We start from the raw sequence: 19464 nt of genomic DNA, 5'->3' as shown, positions 1-19464 counted from the left end.
AGCCCAAGGGCCACGCGCCGGGCCGGCGGAGCGGTGGTGGCGTCCCCTGGAGGCCCGGGCCTGCTCACCTCTTGCGCGTCAGCAGCACCACCGCGCCGAGGATGGCGCCCATGGCCACCCAGGTCATGGGCTTCATCATCTCCCCGGCCAGCACGCCGCCCAGGAGCACGGCCACCACCGGGTTGACGTAGGCATAGCTGGTGGCCACCGACGGCCGCGCGTGGCGCAGCAGGTAGCCATAGGCGCTGTAGCCCACCAGCGAGCCGAAGATGACCAGGTAGAACCAGGCGAACACCGCCTGCGCGCCGGGCATCGCCGCCGGCACGTGCTCGCCCAGCACCAGGCCGAAGCCGAGCATGAACACGCCGCCGCACAGCATCTGCGCCGCGGCGGACATCAACCCCTGCGGCATGGGCAGGCGGCGGCTCCACATGGAGCCGAACGCCCAGCTCACCGGCGCCAGCATCATCGCCAGCGTGGGCAGCCACCGGCCGCCCATGTCGCCGCCCAGGTTGAGCAGGACGATGCCGCCAAAGCCAATCGCCAACCCCCAGCGCTCCATGCGCCCCGGCCACTGCCCGAAGAGCCCACCGAAGAGCGCCGTCCACATGGGCAGGCTGCCCACCACCAGCGCCGCCACGCCGGACGGCACCCACTGCTGCGCGAAGACGATGCCGCCGTTGCCCACGCCCAGAAGCAGGAAGCCCACCAGCGCGCTCGCGCCCCACTGCCGCGCCGTGGGCACCGGCGCGCCGCGCAGCCACAGCGCCGCGAACAGCACCCCACCCGCCAGCACGAAGCGGCTTCCCGACATCAGGAAGGGCGGCAGCCCCCCTTGCAGGGCCCAGCGGATGGCCAGGTAGGTGGAGCCCCAGATGAGGTACAGCGCCACCAGGCTGGTGATGAGCCCGGCCCTGCTCGGCCCCGCGGGCGCGGAATCGCTGGCGGGCATGTCGGCGGGAGTGGACGGCGCGGTGGGCAGGGACTGGACGGACGAGGCGGACACGGTGCCGCGGCTTGTAGCGCCGAGGCACCCACTCGGCCATGTGCGCTTTCCCGTACCCTACAGTCGGTGCATCGACCCGGCGGTACAGTGCGGGAGGGTCCCCGCCCGGGCACGGTGGCGCCTGCCTGTCTTCCTGGTTTCCCGGCTCCGGGGATGGGGCAGGCTCATGGACGTCCGGACAGGGGGCGCGCGGATTGAATGACCGGGCCCGCTTTCTTAAACTTCCCTTGGAGCCGGAGCTCCGGAGCGTGACGCCGGGATGTCCGAAGAGCTGGGAGAACGAGAGAAGGAAGTCCTCCGCGCGGTGGTGCAGGAGTACATCTCCACGGGAGGGCCGGTGGGCAGCCAACAGCTCACCCGGAGGGCGGGGTTCGAGGTCTCCTCGGCGACGATGCGCAACGTGCTCGCCGACCTGGAGGAGCTGGGCTTCCTGGAGAAGCCGCACACCTCGGCGGGCCGCGTCCCCACGGACCAGGGCTACCGGTTCTACGTGGACACGCTCGTCAAGCTGAAGGACCCCACGCCCAAGGACCGGGAGCTCATCCACGCGGGCCTGGTGCACGAGGCCAACCTGGAGGAGGTGCTGGGCGAGGCCAGCCGCATCCTGCACTCGCTGACGCGGCACGCGGGCGTCGTCGTCACGCCGCGCCCGGACGCGTCCGTGTTCCACCGCATCGAGTTCGTCCGGCTGCGCGAGGACCGCGTGCTCGCCATCCTGGTGGGGCAGAGCGGCCAGGTGCACAACAAGGCGATTACGGTCGACTTCCCCATCACCTCGGACGAGCTGCTCAAGGCGAGCAACTACCTGTCGGAGCTGCTGCGCGAGGTGCCGCTGGAGGAGGCGCGGGAGCGCATCCGCGCGGAGATGGACCAGGAGCAGGCGCTCTACAACGCGCTGACGGCCAAGGCGCTGAAGCTGGGCGCGGCGGCCACGGACCTGCCCACCACGGAGCGCGTCCTCATCCAGGGCACGGGCTCGTTCCTGGAGGCGCCGGAGTTCGCGGACGTGGAGCGCATGCGCGCGCTCTTCAAGGCGCTGGACGAGAAGCACAAGCTGCTGTCGCTGTTGGACAGGGTGCAGCGCGCCAACGAGATGCAGATATTCATCGGCGCGGAGAGCGACTTCTCCGCGGCCGGCGACGTCTCCGTCATCGCCAGCCCCTACGGCAACCAGGAGCAGGTGCTGGGCACGGTGGGCGTCATCGGCCCCACGCGCATGGACTACCGGCGCGTGATTCCGCTGGTGAACTTCACCGCGCAGGTGCTGTCGCGCGTGCTGGAGAAGGTGTAGGGCGCCTCACTCCGCCCGGGTGACGAGCACCTCCTGCTCGACGCTCTCGCGCCGCACCTGGAGCCGCACCGGCGAGCCCGGCGCGCCGCGGGTGCGGGACTCGGCCTCCGTCCTGTCCCGCACCACCAGCCCGTCCACCGACAGCAGCCTGTCTCCGACGGTGACACCCGCGCGCGCCGCGGGGCCGTCCGGTGTCAGCCAGGCGAAGGTGACGTGGCCCCGGTCCTCGCTGAAGCCCGCGCCCAGGGTGCCCGGTGGGGCGCGGCGCGGGGACACCGTCACGTCTCCCAGGTCCGTGGCCTCCTCCTCCAGCACCTTCACGGTGCGCGTCTCCACGCGTCCCTCGGGAGGCATCAGCCGCACGGTGTGGGGCCCGGGGCGCACGTCGTCCAGGCGGAAGCGGCCGTCCGGCCCGGTGCGCGCGTCCGGCTGGGGCGAGACGGGCCGGTCCAGGAACACCGCCACGCCCGGCGCGGGCCCACCACCCCGGCTCCACACCGCGCGCCCGGACAGGGAGGACGCGCCGCCCGTGAGCGGCACCTCCACCTCTCCGGTGCCGCCCGGAGTGAGCGTCACCCGTGCCTCTCCCGTGCGGCCGTCCCCGGTGCTCACCCGCACCAGCAGCGGCTGCCCGGGCGCGTCGGTGAGGGTGAAGGTGTCGCCGGAGAGCCGCCGCGTGGTGGGCCAGAGTCTCGCCCACGGCAGCTCCGCGCCGTCCGCCTCCCGCAACTCCAGCACGAAGCCGTCCGGCGGCGTGCCTCCGCCCGTCACCACGCGTCCCCGCAGCGTGGCCGCGGGCCGAAGCCGCAGGGTGTGTGGGGACTGGCCCTCGGTGGCCCCGGGCAGCCGGCCCATGCGGCCGCCGTTGTACGCCACCAGCTCCAGCGGCGCGGCGCCTCGCGGGCGGTGGGGCAGGGCGAAGCGGCCCGCCTCGTCCGCGCGCACCCTCTGGGTGATGGGGAAGTCTCCGCCCTGGATGGCGGCCACCACGGCGAGAGGGCTGGGCACTCCCGAGGGCTCCAGCACGGTGCCCGAGAGGGCCGGGTCCTCGTTCACGACGAGGTCCTGCCGCACCGTGCTCCCGGCCGGCACCGTCACCGACGCGTCGTTGTCCACGTGGAAGTAGATGGCGGCCGCCTCGTGCGGCAGCGCGACGAGCTGGTACACACCCGCGGGCAGCTCCAGCTGGTAGCGCCCCTGTTCATCCGTCTCCGCCGTGCCCTTGCCCGCGCCACTCCTGGACACCGCGTGCACCAGCACGGGCCCGGCGGGGGATGCTCCCGACCCGAGCGTCACGAGCCCCCACACCATGCCCGACTCCGGCAGCGTGAAGTCCACCCGCGTGGTGGTGGCGGGGCCCAGCGTCTCCAGCCGGGACATCCACCGCGCGGCGCCCTCGCGCCGGGCCTTGATGGCGGTCGGCCCCGCCTCGAGCCCCTCCAGCCGGTATGCGCCCTGTCCATCGGTGAGCGTGGTGTGTGCCACGCCCTCGCCCGACCGGAGCTCCGCGCGCACCTGGATGCCCGGGAGGGGCCGTCCCTCCTCATCCGCCACCGTGCCCTCCACCACCGCCGTCGCTGGCTCCAGCCGCACGTGCAGCGGGGTGTAGCGGCCCGGGGCGACCACCACGCCCTCCCGCACGAGGCCCGTCAGGCCCGGGGCCCGGACGCCCACGTCGTACTCGCCCGGAGGCAGGTCCATCCGCCAGCCGCCGTCTTCCGCCGACGCGGCCCGGCCCAGCTCGCCCGTGCCGCCCGAGGGCCTGGCCACCAGCACCGCGCCGCGCACCGGCGCTCCGTCCGCCGCCGACACGGTGCCCTCCAGCCCGCTGGCGCCTCCCAGCGTCACGGTGAGGCCACGCAGCGTCTCGCCCGGCGCCACGGACACCGGCCCGGGGACGCGGCCCACCGCCTCGCCCCGCCTCGCGGACACCACCCAGGTGCCGGACTGCACCTCCAGCGCGAAGCCTCCGCCCTCGCCGCTGGTGGCGCGCACGGGGGCGAGTCCACCGGAGGCCATCACCTCCGCGCCCACCACGGGCTGGCCGCTCGCGTCCACGACGAAGCCCTCCAGGGTGCCCGCGCCCCACAGTTCCACCACCAGCTCGGCGGAGTGGGGGACCCGGAGCTGGCGCACGGTGCGGCGGCTGAAGCCCGGCGCCTCCGCTGTCAGGACGTAGCGGCCCGGCGCCAGGCCGGAGAGGGTGAAGCGGCCCTCCGCGTCGCTCGTCACCGCCGAGGCCTCTTCCGGCAGGTCCATGGGCTCCGCCCACGCCGTGGCCGTCCCCGGGTAGGGCCGCAGTGTCACCTCCGCGAGCGGCACCGGCTCACCGCGGCCCGCCGCCATCGTGCGCCCCTGGAGCGACACGCCCGTGGGCAGGGTCAGCTCCACCGCCGTCTCCGCCTCACCCGAGGGACGCGTCACCTCGCGCCGGGCGGGGCCGTGGCCCGGGGCCTGCGCGGACAGCAGGTAGTCTCCGGGACGGGCCGGCAGCCGCAGCGTGCCATCCGCGGCGGTGGTGCCCTCGCCCGCGCGGCGCCAGGGCGGCGTGCCGGTGCCATCTTCCACCACGCGCAGGTACGCCCGCACGCGAGCCCCCGCCACCGGGCCCGTGCCCCCGAGCACGCGCACCACGAAGGCCCCATCCTCCGCCGTGTTGACCTCCTCCAGTGACGGCGTGGGCGGCGTGCTGGCGCGCGGCGCGGCCTCGGGCGTGGTGCCCGGCGTGGCGGCGGCGGGGGGCACGGGGCTGCCCGGGCGCGAGGCAGCGCCGCCCGGCGCGGGCATGCGAAACCAGAGGAGCAGCACCGCGGCGACGCCGAGGGCCGCGGCGATGAGGAGCGGGATTCGGGAGCGCTGGCGCACGGGCTCGTCCTCCCCGTGGCGGAGGAACGCCACGGACAGTGAGGAGCCTAGGTCATTCTGGCCCCTCGTCCAGGGCGGGGCCACGCGTTCCAGCAGGAGCGGCCCGCGCGCCAGGTCCCCGCTCAGGACGGGGCGGGCGCGTAGACGCGCAGGGCCGCCGGCGCCACCTCGAAGCGCATGGGCGTGCGGCCGATGAGCTCTCCGTCCGCGTTCACCTCCTGGACGGGGTCGGTCTCCACGAACAGGCGCGCGGCGCGCAGCGTCGTCACGGCCGGGTGCTCCACGTGCTCGCCGCTGCGCAACGACAGCGCCACGCGCGCCAGGGTGGCCACGTCCCGCAGGTGACCCAGGCCGGTGCCCTCGCTGCCCGTCGCGGCGGAGGGCGCGGTGATGGCGTACACGTGGAGGCGCCTGTCATCCAGTTGTGCATCTGGTGAGACGACGTTGCCCGCGCCGTGGTAGCGGCCATTGCCCACCACGAGCTGCAGCGCGTCCAGCTCCAGCTCCTGGTCATCCGCCTTCAGGCGCACGTGGAAGGGCTGGAGGTCCTTCATCTCCGCGGCGGCGGCCACCGGGTAGGCCAGCTTTCCCGCGCGCTGCTTGAGGCGCTTCGTCAGCCGCTTCGCGATGGCGGTGGCCAGGCCCAGGCTGGCCGCGTTGAGGAAGGGGCGCCCGTTGGCCAGCCCCACGTCCACGCGCGCGGTGTAGCCGTCGGCGATGATGCCGCAAGCGGCCTCCACGTCTGGAGGGATTCCCAGCGAGCGCGCGAAGTCGTTGCCGGTGCCCAGCGGCAGCACGCCCAGCGTCACGTCACGGCCGAGGAGGCGCGCCACCGCGCAGCTCAGCGTGCCGTCGCCACCGCCCAGGAGGATGCGGCGCGCGCCCAGCTCCGTCATCCGCTCCAGCACGTGTTGCAGGCGCTCGGAGCGGGACAGCGCGTAGCACTCCGCCAGCGGCACCCCGCGCGCGGCGAGCGTGGCCCGGGCGGTGTCGAAGGCCTCTCGGCCCGAGCGGGAGCGGGTGTTGACCACCAGCACCGCCGGCCCGTCGTCCACGGCCCGGCGTCGAGGGGGCTGGATGAGGGCGGGTTCCAGGTGCGACCTCTCTTTCCGTGTCGTCTTTCAAGGTGTGCACGCCGGGGCAGGCAGGCCAGCGGCCCTGCCGGGAGGTGGTCAGCGGGAAGTGTCTGAAAGGGAAACGCCCCGGGCCGCCCGGAGGACGCCCCGGAGGCCGTGCGCTCCACCGGTGGTCCGGCGGAGATGCGCCGTGGGGGCAGGTCCCTGGAGCAGGCCGCGCAAAATATGCATTTAAAATACATGTTTTGAACGGGAGGCCGCGCGAGCGCCTGTTCCTCGCGCACGTGAAGGGCCGCCGCTGCGAGTCAGTAGGAGCGCTGTCCCGCCAGGCCCGTCCTCCGCCGGGCACGCTCACTGTCTGACCCGAGGCGGAGGAATGTCGGCTATGCGGCGCGCGAATGCGGCGCCCGCTTTCCGTCTCGCGCCCGTGGCCGCCTCGCGAGGGCCCCGGGGATGCGTCCTTCCTTCAAGGACGCCGTGCGCGCGCAAGAACCCGCGCGTTCGTCCTCGCGAGCGCACCGGTTACGCCGCCGCTCTCGTGGGCCTGGCGTGCTTCCGAGCGAAGGACACCGCCGTGCCCGGTGGCATGTGCTTCGCAGCCGGCCTCGACAGTCCCACCCCACCTGGCAGGGCACTCCCGGACTCATGCCCCGTCACCTTGCGCTCGCGCGCAAAGGAGTCGCACATGCTCACCCGCCCACTCTGCTGTATCGGCGCATTGCTCCTGGCCAGCTGGAACGTCGGGTGTACGCAGGCCGACGGCGCGACAGGCTCCACGTCACGCGCCGCCGCTCGGTCCGCCACGGCCAGCCCGCCTGTGGACACGGGCGGCTCGGCGCGAGGCGACTTCGGTCCACCCCAGGGCCCGGCGGTGCACGCCGAGCTCACCGACGCCCCCGCGGTCCCCGCCGCGCCGCGCCGCACCTCCCCCGCCCGCGTCGTCGTGGAGCTGGAGGTCCTGGAGAAGGTGATGCGGATGTCGGATGGCGTGGACTACACCTTCTGGACGTTCGGCGGGCAGGTGCCGGGCAAGTTCATCCGGGTGCGCCAGGGCGACACGGTGGAGTTCCACCTGCGCAATCACCCGAGCAGCAAGATGCCGCACAACATCGACCTGCATGCCGTCACCGGCCCCGGCGGCGGCGCGACGAGCAGCTTCACCGCGCCGGGCCACGAGTCCCAGTTCACCTTCAAGGCGCTCAACCAGGGGCTCTACATCTACCACTGCGCCACGGCCCCGGTGGGCATGCACATCGCCAATGGCATGTACGGCCTCATCTTCGTGGAGCCTCCCGAGGGGCTGCCGCCGGTGGACCGCGAGTTCTACGTGGTGCAGGGCGACTTCTACACGGTGGGCAAGTACCGCGAGAAGGGCCTGCAGCCCTTCGACATGCAGAAGGCCATCGAGGAGAACGCGACGTACGTCCTCTTCAACGGCTCCGAGGGCGCGCTGGTGGGTGACAACGCGCTGCAGGCGCGGGTGGGCGAGCGCGTGCGCATCTTCTTCGGCAACGGCGGCCCCAACCTCGTCAGCAGCTTCCACGTCATCGGAGAGATTTTCGACCGCGTCTACACGGAGGGCGGCACGCGCTACCAGGAGAACGTCCAGACGACGCTGGTGCCCGCGGGCGGCTCGGCCATCGTCGACTTCACCCTGGAGGCGCCGGGCACCTACGTGCTGGTGGACCACTCCATCTTCCGTGCCTTCAACAAGGGCGCGCTCGGAATGCTCAAGGTGGAGGGCCCCGAGCGCAAGGACGTCTACTCCGGCAAGGAGGTGGACTCGGTGTACCTCGCCGACAAGGCCACGCCCTCGGCCGCCGTCGAGCAGGCCACGCAGAAGCGCAGCCAGGGGAAGGTGTCCCTCGAGGAGCAGATTGCCGCCGGCAAGACGCTCTTCGCGGGCACCTGCTCCGTCTGCCACCAGAACGAGGGCCAGGGCCTGCCCGACGTCTTCCCGCCGCTGGCGCAGTCGGACTACCTCATGGCGGACAAGCGCCGCTCCATCGGCATCGTGCTCAACGGGATGAGTGGCCCCGTGCAGGTCCGGGGCAAGACGTACAACTCGGTGATGCCCCCCATGAGCCAGCTCAACGACGACGAGGTGGCCGACATCCTCACCTACGTCCGCAATACGTGGGGCAACCGGGGCGACGCCGTCACGGCGGCGGAGGTGGCCGAGGTGCGCGCCACGACCACGCGTCCCGCCGGAGCGGCACATTGAGCCGGGGCCACTTCAAGACGGGCGCGCTCGTGGCGGGGCTGCTGGGGCTCACCGGCACCGCCGCGCGCGCCGAGCCTCCGCCGCGCGGCATGGTGAAGGTCGGCCCCGGCACGCTGCGTCCCGTGTACGTCCCCAGCCCCGAGGAGCAACGGGTGCCGGTGGCGGCCTTCTGGATGGACCGGGTGCCGGTGACGAACGCGGAGTTCCTCGCCTTCGTGCGCCAGGCGCCCACCTGGCGGCGGGGGGCGGTGCCCCGGCTCTTCGCGGACGCGGGCTACCTGCGCCACTGGGCGGGGCCGCTGCGGCCCGGCCCGGACGCCGCTCCGGACGCCCCGGTGGTGGGCGTGAGCTGGTTCGCGGCGCGGGCGTACTGCGAAGCGCGGGGCGCCCGGCTGCCCACGGAGGCGGAGTGGGAGTTCGCCGCGTCGGCGAGCCGGACCGAGGTGGATGCGCGCGACACGGAGGCCTTCCGCGAGCAGCTGCTGCGCTGGTACTCGCGGCCCACGCCCCGCGTGCTTCCGCCCGTCGGGCGGACGGAGGCCAATGTCTGGGGAGTGAAGGACCTGCACGGGCTCATCTGGGAGTGGGTGCTGGACTTCGGCAACACGCTCGTCAGCGAGGACAGCCGGGAGGGCTCGCCCGCGGGCACCTCCCGCTTCTGCGGGGCCGGCGCGCTCTCCTCGGGGGAGAAGGGCGACTACGCGAGCTTCATGCGGCTCGCCTTCCGGGGCTCGCTGCAGGCGGCATACACGACAGGCAACCTCGGGTTCCGCTGCGCGCGGGACCTGGCGGGAGGAGCACCATGAGAAAGCACATCCTGGCCGTCCTGCTGGCACTCGCCACCCCGAGCGCCGCCGAGCCTCCACCCCGCGCGCGGGCGGCGAAGGCCGAGTCAGCAGGCACGGCCCGCGCGCTGCCGGAGCTGTCGCTGTATCAACTGAAGACGGACTTCACGGACCAGGATGGCCAGGCCGTGCGGCTGGAGGACTTCCGGGGACAGCCGGTGCTGCTCAGCATGTTCTACGGCACCTGCCCCCTGGCCTGCCCGCTGCTCTTCGCGCGGCTCAAGCGCATCGCGGCGGGGATGACGCCCGAGGCCCGGGCCCGCGTCCGCATCGTGCTCGTCAGCCTGGACCCCGCCCGCGACACCCCGGAGGCGATGACGCGGCTGGTCCGGACGCATGGGGTGGACCCGGAGCGCTGGCGCCTGCTGCGCACGGACGAGGCGGGTGTGCGGGACGTGGCCGCCGTCCTGGGCATCCGCTACCGGACGGTGCCCGGAGGCGGGATGAACCACGAGTCGGTCATCACGCTGCTCGACGCGGAGGGCGTCATCGACACGCGGCTCGCCGGGCCCGACGCGCCGCTGGAGGGACTCCAGGAGCGGCTCACCGCGCTCACGTCACCCAGGTAGAAACCCCGGGCCGCCTGGAGGGCGACCCGGGGACGGGGCAGGGCACAGGGGGAATCCGTTGACGGTGCCGCGCTCCCGCGTCTTCCGGTGAGCGAGGCGTCAGTCCTCGGCGTCGCGTCCCTCGATGATGCGGCGCTGGATTTCCTCACGCAGCGGCAGGGCCTCCGCCGTGCTCAGCACGCCGTCGCCGTTGGTGTCGTAGGTGGCCAGCAGCGTCGCGCGGCGCTCCTGGGCGGCGGCAATCCGGTCCTGGCGCAGCGCGAGGCGCTCACCGTCGTCCAGCACGTTGTTGCCGTTGGTGTCGTACGTGGCCAGCAGCTCCTGGCGCTTCGCCTGCCAGCGGGCGAGCACCGCCTGCCGCGCGGCCTGGCGCTCCGCCTCGTCCAGCTTGCCGTCGCCGTTGGTGTCGAACCGCTCCAGCCGCTCCGCGCGCAGCCGCTCGCAGCGGGCCTCCATGGCGTCCACCAGCTCGGCGCGCTCCTCGGCGGACAGCGTGCCGCTGCCGTCCTCGTCGAAGGCCCAGCGCACGCGCCAGAAGGCCCAGTGCCGCGCGCGCAGGCCCACCTGTGCCAGGCGCGGGCGGATGGTGTCGCGCCGCTCGCCCAGGTCCGCCTTCAGCTCCGCCAGCTCCGCGCGGCTCAGCGTGCCGTCCCCGTTGTCGTCGTACTTCTCCAGCACCGCCTGCCGGCGGGCGCTGAAGTCACACACGCTGCCGGTGTCCACCGGCTCCTGGTTGAGGCCGTCCACCTCCTCGGCCGCAATCGACTGCACCGTCGTGGTGTCCGCGTCCGCCACCGCGTCCGCGCCGATGCTGCCTCCCTCCTCGGAGGACTCGAGGAAGGCGGCGGCCTCGCCGACATGGAGCTCCTCCTCGGAGGTGTTGCCGTCTCCACAGGCGGCGAGCCCCAGGGGCAGGGCGAAGCAGAGCGCGGCGGTGAGGAGACGGCGGTGGGCAGACGTGCGGTTCATGGGTTTTCTCCAGGGTTCGAGGTGCTGTGTGTTCCGGCCCTGGCTCCATGAACCCGGCCTCCGCGGAGAAGTTGCGGGGGGAATTTCCGCGCGCGTCCGGAGGCCCCGCCGTTCCGGGGTGGACACCCGTGGCCGGATGCCCACTTCCGTACGGGCAGGGGGCGACCCACCTTGCAGCCGACGCTGGCTCCACGCCGGCGCCGAACCTGCCAGGAGGGAACGCATGGCACGTGGAAGCAAGGCGAAGTACTCGGCGAAGCAGAAGCGGATGGCCCGGCACATCGAGGAGGGCTACGAGAAGCGCGGCACGTCCGGGAAGACGGCGGAGTCCCGCGCCTGGGCCACCGTCAACAAGCTCACCGGTGGCGGCATGAAGGGGGGCTCCGGCAGCAAGGCCAAGGCCGCGCGCCGCCGTCCCACCGCGCGGAAGAACGCGAGGAAGGCGGGCAGCAGGGGCGGCAAGGCGCGCGCCGCGCAGCGGAAGTCCGCGGCCGCTGGCCGGACCCGGAGGCCCACGCGCACCACCCGCTCCATGCGCTCGGGCAGCAAGTCCACCGCGCGTGGCACCGCGGGGCGCCGCGTCACCGCGAAGCGCTCCTCCACGAGCAGCCGCTCCCGGGCGGGCTCGCGCGGCGTCAGCCGCCGGAGCACCACCAGCCGGAGCCGGAGTGGCGGCCGCAAGAGCAGCCGGAGCAGCTCGCGCAGGTAGCGGGGTTGGTGTCCCCACCCATCCCTCGCATGGGGGATGGGGCGCGGGGACGGACGGGGCTACTCGTCCTTGGCCGTCTGGGCGGCGCCGGCCTCGTTCCAGGGCCAGTCGCGCGGGGAGGACTCGAAGCGCGCGAGCAACTCCGCCGGGTCCTTCACCAGGGTGCGGCAGCCCGCGGAGCGCAGGTCGTCCGGAGGGAAGCCCCCGGCCAGCACGCCCACCGTGGGCAGGCCCAGCTTGTTGGCGGCGAGCGCGTCATAGGGCGTGTCGCCCACCACCACCGTGGCGCGCACGTCCGGCCGGCCCAGGCGCTCCAGCGCCACGTCGAAGATGTCCGGGTGCGGCTTGCTCTTGTCCACCTCGTCCTTGTTCGTCTTCGTCTCGAACAGGCCGTCGATGGCGCACAGCTTCACGTACTGCTTCAGCTCCTCCTCCTTGGCGCTGGAGGCCAGGGCGACGCGGACGCCTTCCGCGCGCAGCCGCTGGAACAGCTCGCGCACCCGGGGGAAGGCGCGCACCTTGGGCAGGAACTCGCTCATGAAGAGCCGGGTCCGGTACTCCTCCAGCTCCTTGCCGAAGCGCTCCAGCTCCTCGTCGTTGAAGAAGACGGGGATGAGCTGGTCGGCCCCCTTGCCAATCTGGCTGCGCACGTGCGCGAAGGGGATGTCCCGGCCGAAGTGCAGGAAGGCGCGCCGCCAGGCCTCGGCGTGCTCGTCCACCGAGTCCACCAGGGTCCCATCCACGTCGAAGATGACGTTTTCCACCATATGTGCCGTTGCCCCCGGCCCCGAAGGTGGCGACGAATGGGAACCCGGTCAACCGCCCGTGGGCGCCGCGGCGGGAGTGGACTCCACCAGTGTCCGCGACTGCACTTCGTACCCCTCGGGCGCGCCGAGGGTGAAGGCATCGTTGGGCAGGCTCACGTTCAGCTCCACACCGCCGAGCACGGTCTCCCCCACCTGCCTGCCCCCCAGCCACCGCGTGAGGCGCTTCGGCACGCACAGCCCGAGCTTCTCGTCGCAGTGCTCGTCCTCCATGCGCTCCTCGGCCGTGGTGCCGTCCGGAGCACGGGTGCGCCGGGCGAGGAAATCCAGCCGGGGCCAGCGCAGCACGTAGACCATCTCCACGCCGGCGGCCTCGCCCTCCAGCTTCTGGACCAGCTCCACGGCCTCCGGGGCACGCGGGTGCTGGGCGCGGCGGGCCGTGGCGCTGCGCAACAGCAGCGGCGTGCGGAAGCCCTCGGGCGTGAAGGGGCCGAAGGTGGTCGTGAGGAACTCCGCCAGCTTCGCCGGCGGCAGCTCCGACTTGAAGGTGCTGAACTGCTTCTCCCCGTCGAGCTGCTGGAACAGGTGCGTGCCGTCCCAGGCGAAGGTGCGCGAGGCGGGCGCGCCCAGCGTGCCGCGCATGCGCTGCGGCGCGCGGTAGTCGAAGGTGAAGCTCACCGGCGCCTGTCCCTCTTCCTTCACCGTGCCGGAGATGCGGTAGCCGGTGAGCTTCGCGTCGCGCTCCGCCAGCCGCGTCCGCACCTGGGGAACCAGGGTGGCGGAGTCGTCCCCGCCCTTCCGGGAGCAACCGGTGAGGGCCAGCAGGGCACAGGACAGGAGGAGGCGGGAGCGCATGGGCGGGAGGAGAAGGGAGGGGAGGGCTGAAAAGCAAGGAGGCCCGCCTGTCGCCAGGGGGCCTCCCGCATACCGCCAGCGTGAGCTGGGGTGTGGACTACTTCACCGCCACACCGGTGGCGCTGGACGAGGTCACGCCGATGATGAGGCCGGTCAGGGCGTAGATGCCGTGACGGGGGGTGGTGCCGGTGGTCAGCAGCTCCACCTTGGAGGCGCCCATGGCCTTCGCCTCGGCGATGAGCAGCTTGTTGATGACGGTGTCCAGGTCGCTCTGGACGATGTCGATGATGTGGAAGATGGCGGTCAGGCCCAGGGCGTTGGCCTGGACGACGGCGACGGCCTCGCCATTGGAGGCGATCTCCGTACCGGAGACAACGGCGCTCTCCACGCTGGTGCAGGCAACCAGGCTGCTGGCGGCAACGGCGGACAGGACGAACTTCTTCATGGCGTTCCCCTCTCTAAAAGGCGCTTGAACGGTGGCTGAGCGTCCTTGGAAGCGCCCGGCCGTTGGATGGGACCTCAAGCGGCGGGGGGTCGTACCAGATGTCGACTCCATGTCAAGGTCGGTCTGGGACAGAGTGTCCGGGTGGGGCTGGCCAGGGGCCCGTTGCAATGCACACCTCCCCTTGCTAGCCAACCCCGAGGCCCTCGCGCATGGACACCGCCCCCGTTGCCCGTCCCGCCCCCCGGTACTGGGTACACCTGTTGCTGCTCGTGCTGACGGTGGGCACCACCTTCACGTCGTACCTCCTCTACTTCCACTTCCAGCGTCCCTACTCGCCGGGCGAGGTCTCCCCCGAGGCGGCCCTGCGCGCGCTGTCCTTCAGCCTGTCCCTGCTGGCCATCCTCGGCTCGCACGAGATGGGGCACTACCTGCTGGCGCGCATTCACCGGGTGGACACGTCGCTGCCGTACTTCATCCCGCTGCCGGTGCTGGGCGTGGGCACGCTGGGCGCCGTCATCCGCATCCGGGACCGCATCCCCCACCGCAACGCGCTGGTGGACATTGGCGCGGCGGGGCCGCTGGCGGGGCTGGTGGTGGCGCTGCCCATCCTCTTCTGGGGACTGGCGCACTCCACGGTGGTGGACGCGCCGCGGCTCGACGCGCCGTTCCCCGGTGACGACTCGCTGTGGGCGTATGGGCGTGACTTGTTCGCCTGGGTCATGGCGAAAATCACCCACGCGCCGCCCGCGCCGGAGGAGGCCATCCACAGCGTGCAGACCGTCTTCGGGGACAGCCTGCTGATGCGGGGCCTGACGTGGCTGGCGCTGGGCCCGATTCCCGAGGGCAAGGACGTGCTGGTGCACCCGGTGGTCATCGCCGGCTGGTTCGGTCTGCTCGTCACGCTGCTCAACCTGATGCCGGTGGGGCAGCTCGACGGCGGGCACCTGGCCCATGCCCTCTGGGGGCAGCGCGCGCGGTGGGTGGGGCGGGTGGTGGCGCTGGTGCTGCTGTTCCTCACCGTCTTCGTCACCGCGTCCTGGGGCCTGTGGCTGCTGGTGACGAGCAAGCTGGTGGGCTTCGGGCACCCGGAGGTGGTGGAGCCGCTGGAGCCGCTCAGCCCCGGGCGCAAGGTCATCTGCGCGTTGTGCCTGCTGGCCCTCATCGGTTGCGCCATGCCCATCCCCCTGCGTCAGGTGGTGACATGAAATTCCAGTGTGAGGCGTGCGAGCGGCTCGTTCCCCTCGAGGTGTTCCGGGTGGAGGCGGGCGTGCTCGTGGTGAAGTGCGACCGCTGCGGCGCGGAGAGCCGGGCCCGCGCGCCCGCGGCCTCCTCCGCGGTGATGGGGGGCGCCGCCGCCTCGCCGCCGGCGAGAGAGGGGACGGGGCCGGGCGCACCGCCGTCCGAGCCCGAAGCGGCGCCGCCGCCTCCCGCGCGCCCCAGCTCGCCGGCCCTGCGCGTGGTGCGGACGCAGGCGGGGCGGCCGGGCGCGCCCCTGTCCGATGAGGAGCTCTTCGAGGCGCCGGCCGGCGACTGCCCCAAGTGCGTGGCGCCGCGGCGCGAGGGCGCGGAGTCCTGCGCGCAGTGCGGGCTCGTCTACGTCAACTTCAGCGCGGACGAGCACCGCCCCTCCAGCGTGCTGGCGGACGCCTGGCGGGCGCTGTCCGAGCACTGGGAGGACGAGGAGGCGCACGACCGGCTGATGACGCTGGCCATGGCGCGCGGCGAGCTGGCCATGGCGGGGCGGCTGTACCGGCTGCGGCTGGCGCGGGTGCCCGAGGACGCCATGGCCCGGCGCGGGCGGGACGAGGTGGTGCGGCGGGCCACCCTCGCGGTGCCGGGGCCGGGCGAGCTCTCCGGCCCCTCTCCCACGCAGAAGCGCATGAAGACGGTGCTGGCGGCGGTGATGTTCCTGGTGGTGGTGGTGCTGGCCGTGCTCGTCTTCCAGAACCTGCGCGCGCTGATGTCGGGCCCGTGAGGCGGCGCTCCCCCGGGGAGCAGCCGGCCCTTCGCGCGCGCGGGGCGGCGCGTGGACGGAAACGCGCCTGAAGCGGCGAGCGCTGCTATCTTGTCCGGCCGCCTCCGTCCTCCTCCCGGTACCGATGCCGCTCTCCCACTCCACGTCCCACTCCGTCGACAGCCTGCTGGGTCCCGGCGGGGCGCTCGAAGCCGCGCTGCCCGGGTACGAGCACCGCCCGGAGCAGCTCCAGATGGCGCGCGCCGTGGAGCGGGCCTTCAACGAGCGCAGCTACCTCCTGGCCGAGGCAGGGACGGGCACGGGCAAGACGCTCGCCTACCTGGTGCCCGCGCTGCTGTCCGGGCGCCGGGTGGTGGTGTCCACCGCGACGAAGACGCTGCAGGACCAGATTTTCTTCAAGGACCTGCCGCTGATGCGGGAGAAGATGGGGCTGCGCTTCGAGGCGGCGTACCTCAAGGGGCGCGGCAACTACCTCTGCCTGCACCGGTACGACGCCTTCTCCAAGGACCCGCAGTTCTCCTCTCGCGAGGAGTCGCGCTACTGGCCGAAGCTGAAGAAGTGGGCGCAGGAGACGGAGACGGGGGACCGCGGCGAGCTGGACCTGCCCGAGTCCTTCAGCGCCTGGTCGCGGCTGTCCACCACGTCCGAGACGTGCATGGGCACGAGGTGCCCGCTGTACGAGAACTGCCACGTCACGCGCATGCGCAAGCGCGCGGAGGGCGCGGACCTGCTGGTGGTCAACCACCACCTCTTCTTCGCGGACCTGGCGCTGCGCAGCTCCGGCAAGCGCACCGAGGGCGTGCTGCCCTGGTACGACGCCGTCATCTTCGACGAGGCGCACGCGCTGGAGGACGCGGCCAGCGGCCACTTCGGCGTCAGCGTGTCCAACTACCGGCTGGAGGAGCTGGCGCGGGACGCCGTGGCGGCGCTGAAGGAGGAGGACTCGCGCCACGCCATGCTGCGCGCGCTGGCGGCGAGGCTGCGCAGCGGCGCGGAGGCCCTCTTCGCGCAGGCGCCGCGGGCGCTGGGGCTGTCCGGGCTGGAGTCCTCCGTGGCACTGAAGCCGGAGGCGATGGCGAAGCTGTCCACCGCGCTGGAGGGCGTGCGCGAGGCGCTGGGCGCGCTGACGGCCTTCACGGTGGGCGAGCGCGAGCCGGAGCTGGCGGCCGTCACGCGCCGTGGCGACGAGCTGGAGGAGCAGCTCGGCTTCCTGGAGAAGGTGGAGTCCGCGGACCACGTGTACTGGGCGGAGCAGCGCGGCAAGGGGCTCTTTTTGCGCGCCAGCCCCATTGACGTGGCGAAGGAGCTGCGCGAGCGGATGTACGGCGCGCTGGACACGGTGGTGTACACGTCGGCCACGCTGGCGGCGGACAGCCGCTTCGACTTCTTCGCGAAGCGCATGGGGCTGTACGGGGAGGACGGGCAGCCGGTGACGCAGGTGCGGACGCTGGCGGTGCCCAGCCCGTTCGACTTCCCGACGCAGGCGGCGCTGTACCTGCCCACGCACCTGCCGGACCCGGCGGCGCCCGGCTTCATCGAGGCGGCGGCGGAGGAAATCCTGAAGCTGTGCGAGGTGACGGGGGGGCGCGCGTTCGTGCTCTTCACGTCGCTGCGCAACATGGTGCGCGCGTACGAGCTGACGGCGGGGCGGCTGCCCTACCAGGCGCTGCTCCAGGGCGAGCGGCCCAAGCAGCAGCTGTTGGAGGCCTTCCGCGAGACGCCGAGCGTGCTGTTCGCGGCGCACAGCTTCTGGGAGGGCGTGGACGTGCCGGGGGACGCGCTGAGCCTGGTCATCATCGACAGGCTGCCCTTCGCATCACCGGGGGACCCGCTGGTGGCGGCGCGAATCAACCAGCTCCAGCAGCGGGGCGAGGAGCCCTTCGAGGCGTACCAGCTCCCGCAGGCGGCGCTGGCGCTGCGGCAGGGCTTCGGGCGGCTCATCCGCACACAGTCGGACCGGGGCATCGTGGCGATGCTGGACAGGCGCATCGTGACGAAGGCGTACGGCCGGGTGTTCCTGTCCAGCCTGCCGGATGCGCGCCGGCTGGAGGACGTGGTGGAGCTGAGCCGCTGGTTCAACGGCCCGGTGCGGCCCGTGCGGACGATTCGCTGACGCGGGGCGGCTGGCTACGCTTCAGGCCGCCCACCAGTCGCTCCGGCACAGTGACGAGAGCACGTGGTGTCCCGTGGACGTGCGGAAGTAGCGCAGCAGGTGATGGTGCTTCGCCAGCTCCGCTTCCTGGGCATGCAACAGGCTGGAGACCTCCTCCCCGCTCAGGAGGCTGGGGGAGAGCAGGTAGAAGCCTGGGAGCGGACGCTTGAGCAGCTTTCCCCCACGCAGCTCCTCCACGAGCCGTGCGGGCTCCAGGGACTCGAAGGAAAAAGGCCAGTCCCGGCCATATGCACACGCGGAACTGTCACAGGTCGCGGCATACGCACACATGAACCGCTCCAGCCACTCTCCTTCGGCCATGCCAGGAGCTTCTCGGTAGGGAACCTGGGTGTCCACCTCCACGGCGAAACCGGCTCCTCTGTCCTGGCGCCAGAAGTGCAGGTACATCGTCGCCTGTATCGACAGGACGTTGTAGGCCACAGCGAACCCGTCCCATGTGCGCGCGGCGTCCAGTACCTCCGCGTCCTCATGAACCTGACGGAGCGTGCTCTCCTGGAACTCAAGCTCTCCGCTTTCGGTGTTTCGAGACAGTCGGGCCATGTCACGCGGCTTGAAGCGATGCTCCCTCCTCAGTGACTCGACCCTGGAGAAGAGCTGCGCGGGCGTTGATTGCACCGCGGCGAAATGAAACCAGGTGGGCGTTCCCATGAGGCGCTCCCGAGTGTCGGCTAGACGAACTTGATGAAGATCAGCTCAAACCCCGCGTCCGTGAGCGTCTGGAGGCGCCTGTCTCCTCGCTGACCCGCAGGAAGCTTGTAAGACACCCGCATGCCTCGCTCAAGCATTGTCTTATTGTTCTTGAGCTGGTCGGAGCCTCCATAAGGAGACATCTGATTCTTGCACTCGACCGTGGTTCTCTTGTCCGCGGCGTGGTCGATTTCGCGCGACTGCCCACAGCGGATGCACACGGCCTTGACGTGCTGGTGGCCACCATTCAGTCCAGCTGCCAGCTCCGCGGAGGTCGCGGCGCGCGAAATCTGACGTCCATGGGTGATGTGGCCTCTCTTGACGTTGTACTCGGCTGCGGCGATTTCGAAGGCATCGTTCTCCGCATCCCTCATCTTCGCTATGCGCCTGAGTGGGTTGGCCTCTGCTGGGTCCACCTCTGGGAAGTAGATGCGCTCGGCATGCTCACCGGGCGGGCAGGGGTCTTCCACCATCGGCCGTGCGAAGGGCAGCTCGCAGCCTCCTTGAATCATCAATACCCGCTTCCCCTTGAACCTGACCATGACCGCGCTCCTATTTCTCCTCAATGGTGAGGCGGCGACCAAAGAAACGCGCCCGTCCAGGCTCTTCCAGCTGAAGAATCACCCTGCCGTTGACGGCGATGGTGAACCTCTCCGCGTTCAAATTGAAGGACCTCGCGTGCACCGAGTGGACCTCGTCGACGCGCAGGTGGAGCCCCTCCCCGGCCTGGACCTTCCAGTCCTTGCCGATGGCCAGCGTGAAACAGCCATCCACGTCCACCCAGTCGTCACCACCCGCGTGGAGCTGCTTGTCTCCCGAGACGGTTTCTTGTCTCGGGCCGCCCACGCCTTCGGCCTTGAGGCCTGCCACCAGCTCTGCTTTTGCGCCCCCCGTCGCTTCGTTGCAGGCCAGCGCCACGTTGACGCTGTAGCCGCCGCCGATGGTGGTGGCCTTCGCGGCCCCCACGTTCTCCATGGCGCCCTGGGTCACCAGCACGGTGACGTTCTTTCC

General features: G+C 72.0%; 17 protein-coding genes and 1 pseudogene. 8 read left to right on the top strand and 10 right to left on the bottom strand.

The genetic code is table 11. The features are described from left to right. Positions 1 to 64: 64 nt before the first annotated feature. Positions 65 to 1006, bottom strand: a complete 942-nt coding sequence (gene yedA, locus K8638_RS34955; RefSeq protein WP_370644204.1) for a drug/metabolite exporter YedA — start codon at positions 1004 to 1006, stop codon at positions 65 to 67. A gap of 259 nt (positions 1007 to 1265) precedes the next feature. Between yedA and hrcA the strand changes: the two genes are divergently transcribed. Then, positions 1266 to 2297, top strand: a complete 1032-nt coding sequence (gene hrcA / locus K8638_RS34950) for a heat-inducible transcriptional repressor HrcA (protein WP_223759041.1) — start codon at positions 1266 to 1268, stop codon at positions 2295 to 2297. 6 nt (positions 2298 to 2303) lie between these two features. On the opposite strand, the gene K8638_RS34945 is transcribed toward hrcA, so the two are convergent. Both K8638_RS34945 and K8638_RS34940 read right to left on the bottom strand, forming a co-directional pair. Next, positions 2304 to 5162 carry a carboxypeptidase regulatory-like domain-containing protein gene (locus tag K8638_RS34945; RefSeq protein ID WP_223759040.1) on the bottom strand — a complete coding sequence of 953 codons (2859 nt, stop codon included), beginning with the start codon at positions 5160 to 5162 and terminating at the stop codon, positions 2304 to 2306. Between the two features lie 122 nt (positions 5163 to 5284). Next, a complete protein-coding gene (locus K8638_RS34940) occupies positions 5285 to 6199 on the bottom strand; it encodes a lipid kinase (protein ID WP_223759114.1) in 915 nt (304 codons plus the stop codon). Between the two features lie 724 nt (positions 6200 to 6923). Here K8638_RS34940 and nirK point away from each other — a divergent pair. Genes nirK through K8638_RS34925 form a run of 3 tightly spaced genes read left to right on the top strand, consistent with a single transcriptional unit; the run spans position 6924 to position 9876 of the window. Then, entirely contained in the window at positions 6924 to 8462 is a 1539-nt protein-coding gene (gene nirK, locus K8638_RS34935; protein ID WP_223759039.1) for a copper-containing nitrite reductase, read from the top strand. Continuing rightward, entirely contained in the window at positions 8459 to 9268 is an 810-nt protein-coding gene (locus K8638_RS34930; RefSeq protein ID WP_223759038.1) for a formylglycine-generating enzyme family protein, read from the top strand. The genes nirK and K8638_RS34930 overlap by 4 nt, the downstream gene beginning before the upstream one ends. Beyond that, positions 9265 to 9876: an SCO family protein gene (locus K8638_RS34925; RefSeq protein ID WP_223759037.1), complete on the top strand. Its 612-nt coding sequence runs from the start codon at positions 9265 to 9267 to the stop codon at positions 9874 to 9876. Before K8638_RS34930 ends, K8638_RS34925 begins: the two co-directional genes overlap by 4 nt. A 99-nt stretch (positions 9877 to 9975) precedes the next feature. On the opposite strand, the gene K8638_RS34920 is transcribed toward K8638_RS34925, so the two are convergent. After that, a complete protein-coding gene (locus tag K8638_RS34920; protein ID WP_223759036.1) occupies positions 9976 to 10845 on the bottom strand; it encodes a calcium-binding protein in 870 nt (289 codons plus the stop codon). Between the two features lie 223 nt (positions 10846 to 11068). Here K8638_RS34920 and K8638_RS34915 point away from each other — a divergent pair, with 223 nt between their 5' ends. Further along, positions 11069 to 11554 (top strand): transcriptional regulator, encoded by a 486-nt coding sequence (locus tag K8638_RS34915; RefSeq protein ID WP_223759035.1) that lies wholly within the window; start codon positions 11069 to 11071, stop codon positions 11552 to 11554. Positions 11555 to 11613: 59 nt separating this feature from the next. Here the strand turns inward: K8638_RS34915 and K8638_RS34910 are convergent, their stop codons facing one another. From K8638_RS34910 to K8638_RS34900, 3 genes are all read right to left on the bottom strand, one after another. Then, complete coding sequence (locus K8638_RS34910) at positions 11614 to 12321, bottom strand: HAD family hydrolase (RefSeq protein WP_223759034.1); 708 nt, start codon at positions 12319 to 12321, stop codon at positions 11614 to 11616. Positions 12322 to 12369: 48 nt separating this feature from the next. Next, positions 12370 to 13173 (bottom strand): hypothetical protein, encoded by an 804-nt coding sequence (locus K8638_RS34905; RefSeq protein ID WP_223759033.1) that lies wholly within the window; start codon positions 13171 to 13173, stop codon positions 12370 to 12372. A 97-nt stretch (positions 13174 to 13270) separates the two neighbouring features. After that, a complete protein-coding gene (locus K8638_RS34900) occupies positions 13271 to 13618 on the bottom strand; it encodes a hypothetical protein (RefSeq protein ID WP_223759032.1) in 348 nt (115 codons plus the stop codon). Positions 13619 to 13827: 209 nt separating this feature from the next. Between K8638_RS34900 and K8638_RS34895 the strand changes: the two genes are divergently transcribed. From K8638_RS34895 to K8638_RS34885, 3 genes are all read left to right on the top strand, one after another. After that, on the top strand, positions 13828 to 14823 hold the full coding sequence (locus K8638_RS34895) for a site-2 protease family protein (RefSeq protein WP_223759031.1): 996 nt from the start codon (positions 13828 to 13830) through the stop codon (positions 14821 to 14823). Next, entirely contained in the window at positions 14820 to 15593 is a 774-nt protein-coding gene (locus K8638_RS34890) for a hypothetical protein (RefSeq protein ID WP_223759030.1), read from the top strand. The genes K8638_RS34895 and K8638_RS34890 overlap by 4 nt, the downstream gene beginning before the upstream one ends. Before the next feature lie 124 nt (positions 15594 to 15717). Beyond that, a complete protein-coding gene (locus K8638_RS34885) occupies positions 15718 to 17706 on the top strand; it encodes an ATP-dependent DNA helicase (protein ID WP_223759029.1) in 1989 nt (662 codons plus the stop codon). A 21-nt stretch (positions 17707 to 17727) separates the two neighbouring features. Here the strand turns inward: K8638_RS34885 and K8638_RS34880 are convergent, their stop codons facing one another. The 3 genes and pseudogenes from K8638_RS34880 to K8638_RS34870 form a co-directional block, all read right to left on the bottom strand. Continuing rightward, positions 17728 to 18186 carry a hypothetical protein gene (locus tag K8638_RS34880; RefSeq protein WP_223759028.1) on the bottom strand — a complete coding sequence of 153 codons (459 nt, stop codon included), beginning with the start codon at positions 18184 to 18186 and terminating at the stop codon, positions 17728 to 17730. A 248-nt stretch (positions 18187 to 18434) separates the two neighbouring features. Beyond that, the gene (locus K8638_RS34875; protein ID WP_223759027.1) at positions 18435 to 18995 is read right to left on the bottom strand and encodes a hypothetical protein; all 561 of its coding nucleotides are present in this window, start codon (positions 18993 to 18995) and stop codon (positions 18435 to 18437) included. 10 nt (positions 18996 to 19005) lie between these two features. Next, positions 19006 to 19464: pseudogene (locus K8638_RS34870) on the bottom strand (type VI secretion system tip protein VgrG); the annotation flags it as partial.

The organism is Myxococcus sp. RHSTA-1-4 (assembly GCF_020037125.1).
Taxonomy (GTDB): Bacteria; Myxococcota; Myxococcia; order Myxococcales; family Myxococcaceae; genus Myxococcus.
The sequence above is the reverse complement of the archived record's forward strand: the minus strand, read 5'-3'. Positions and strand labels throughout refer to the sequence as shown.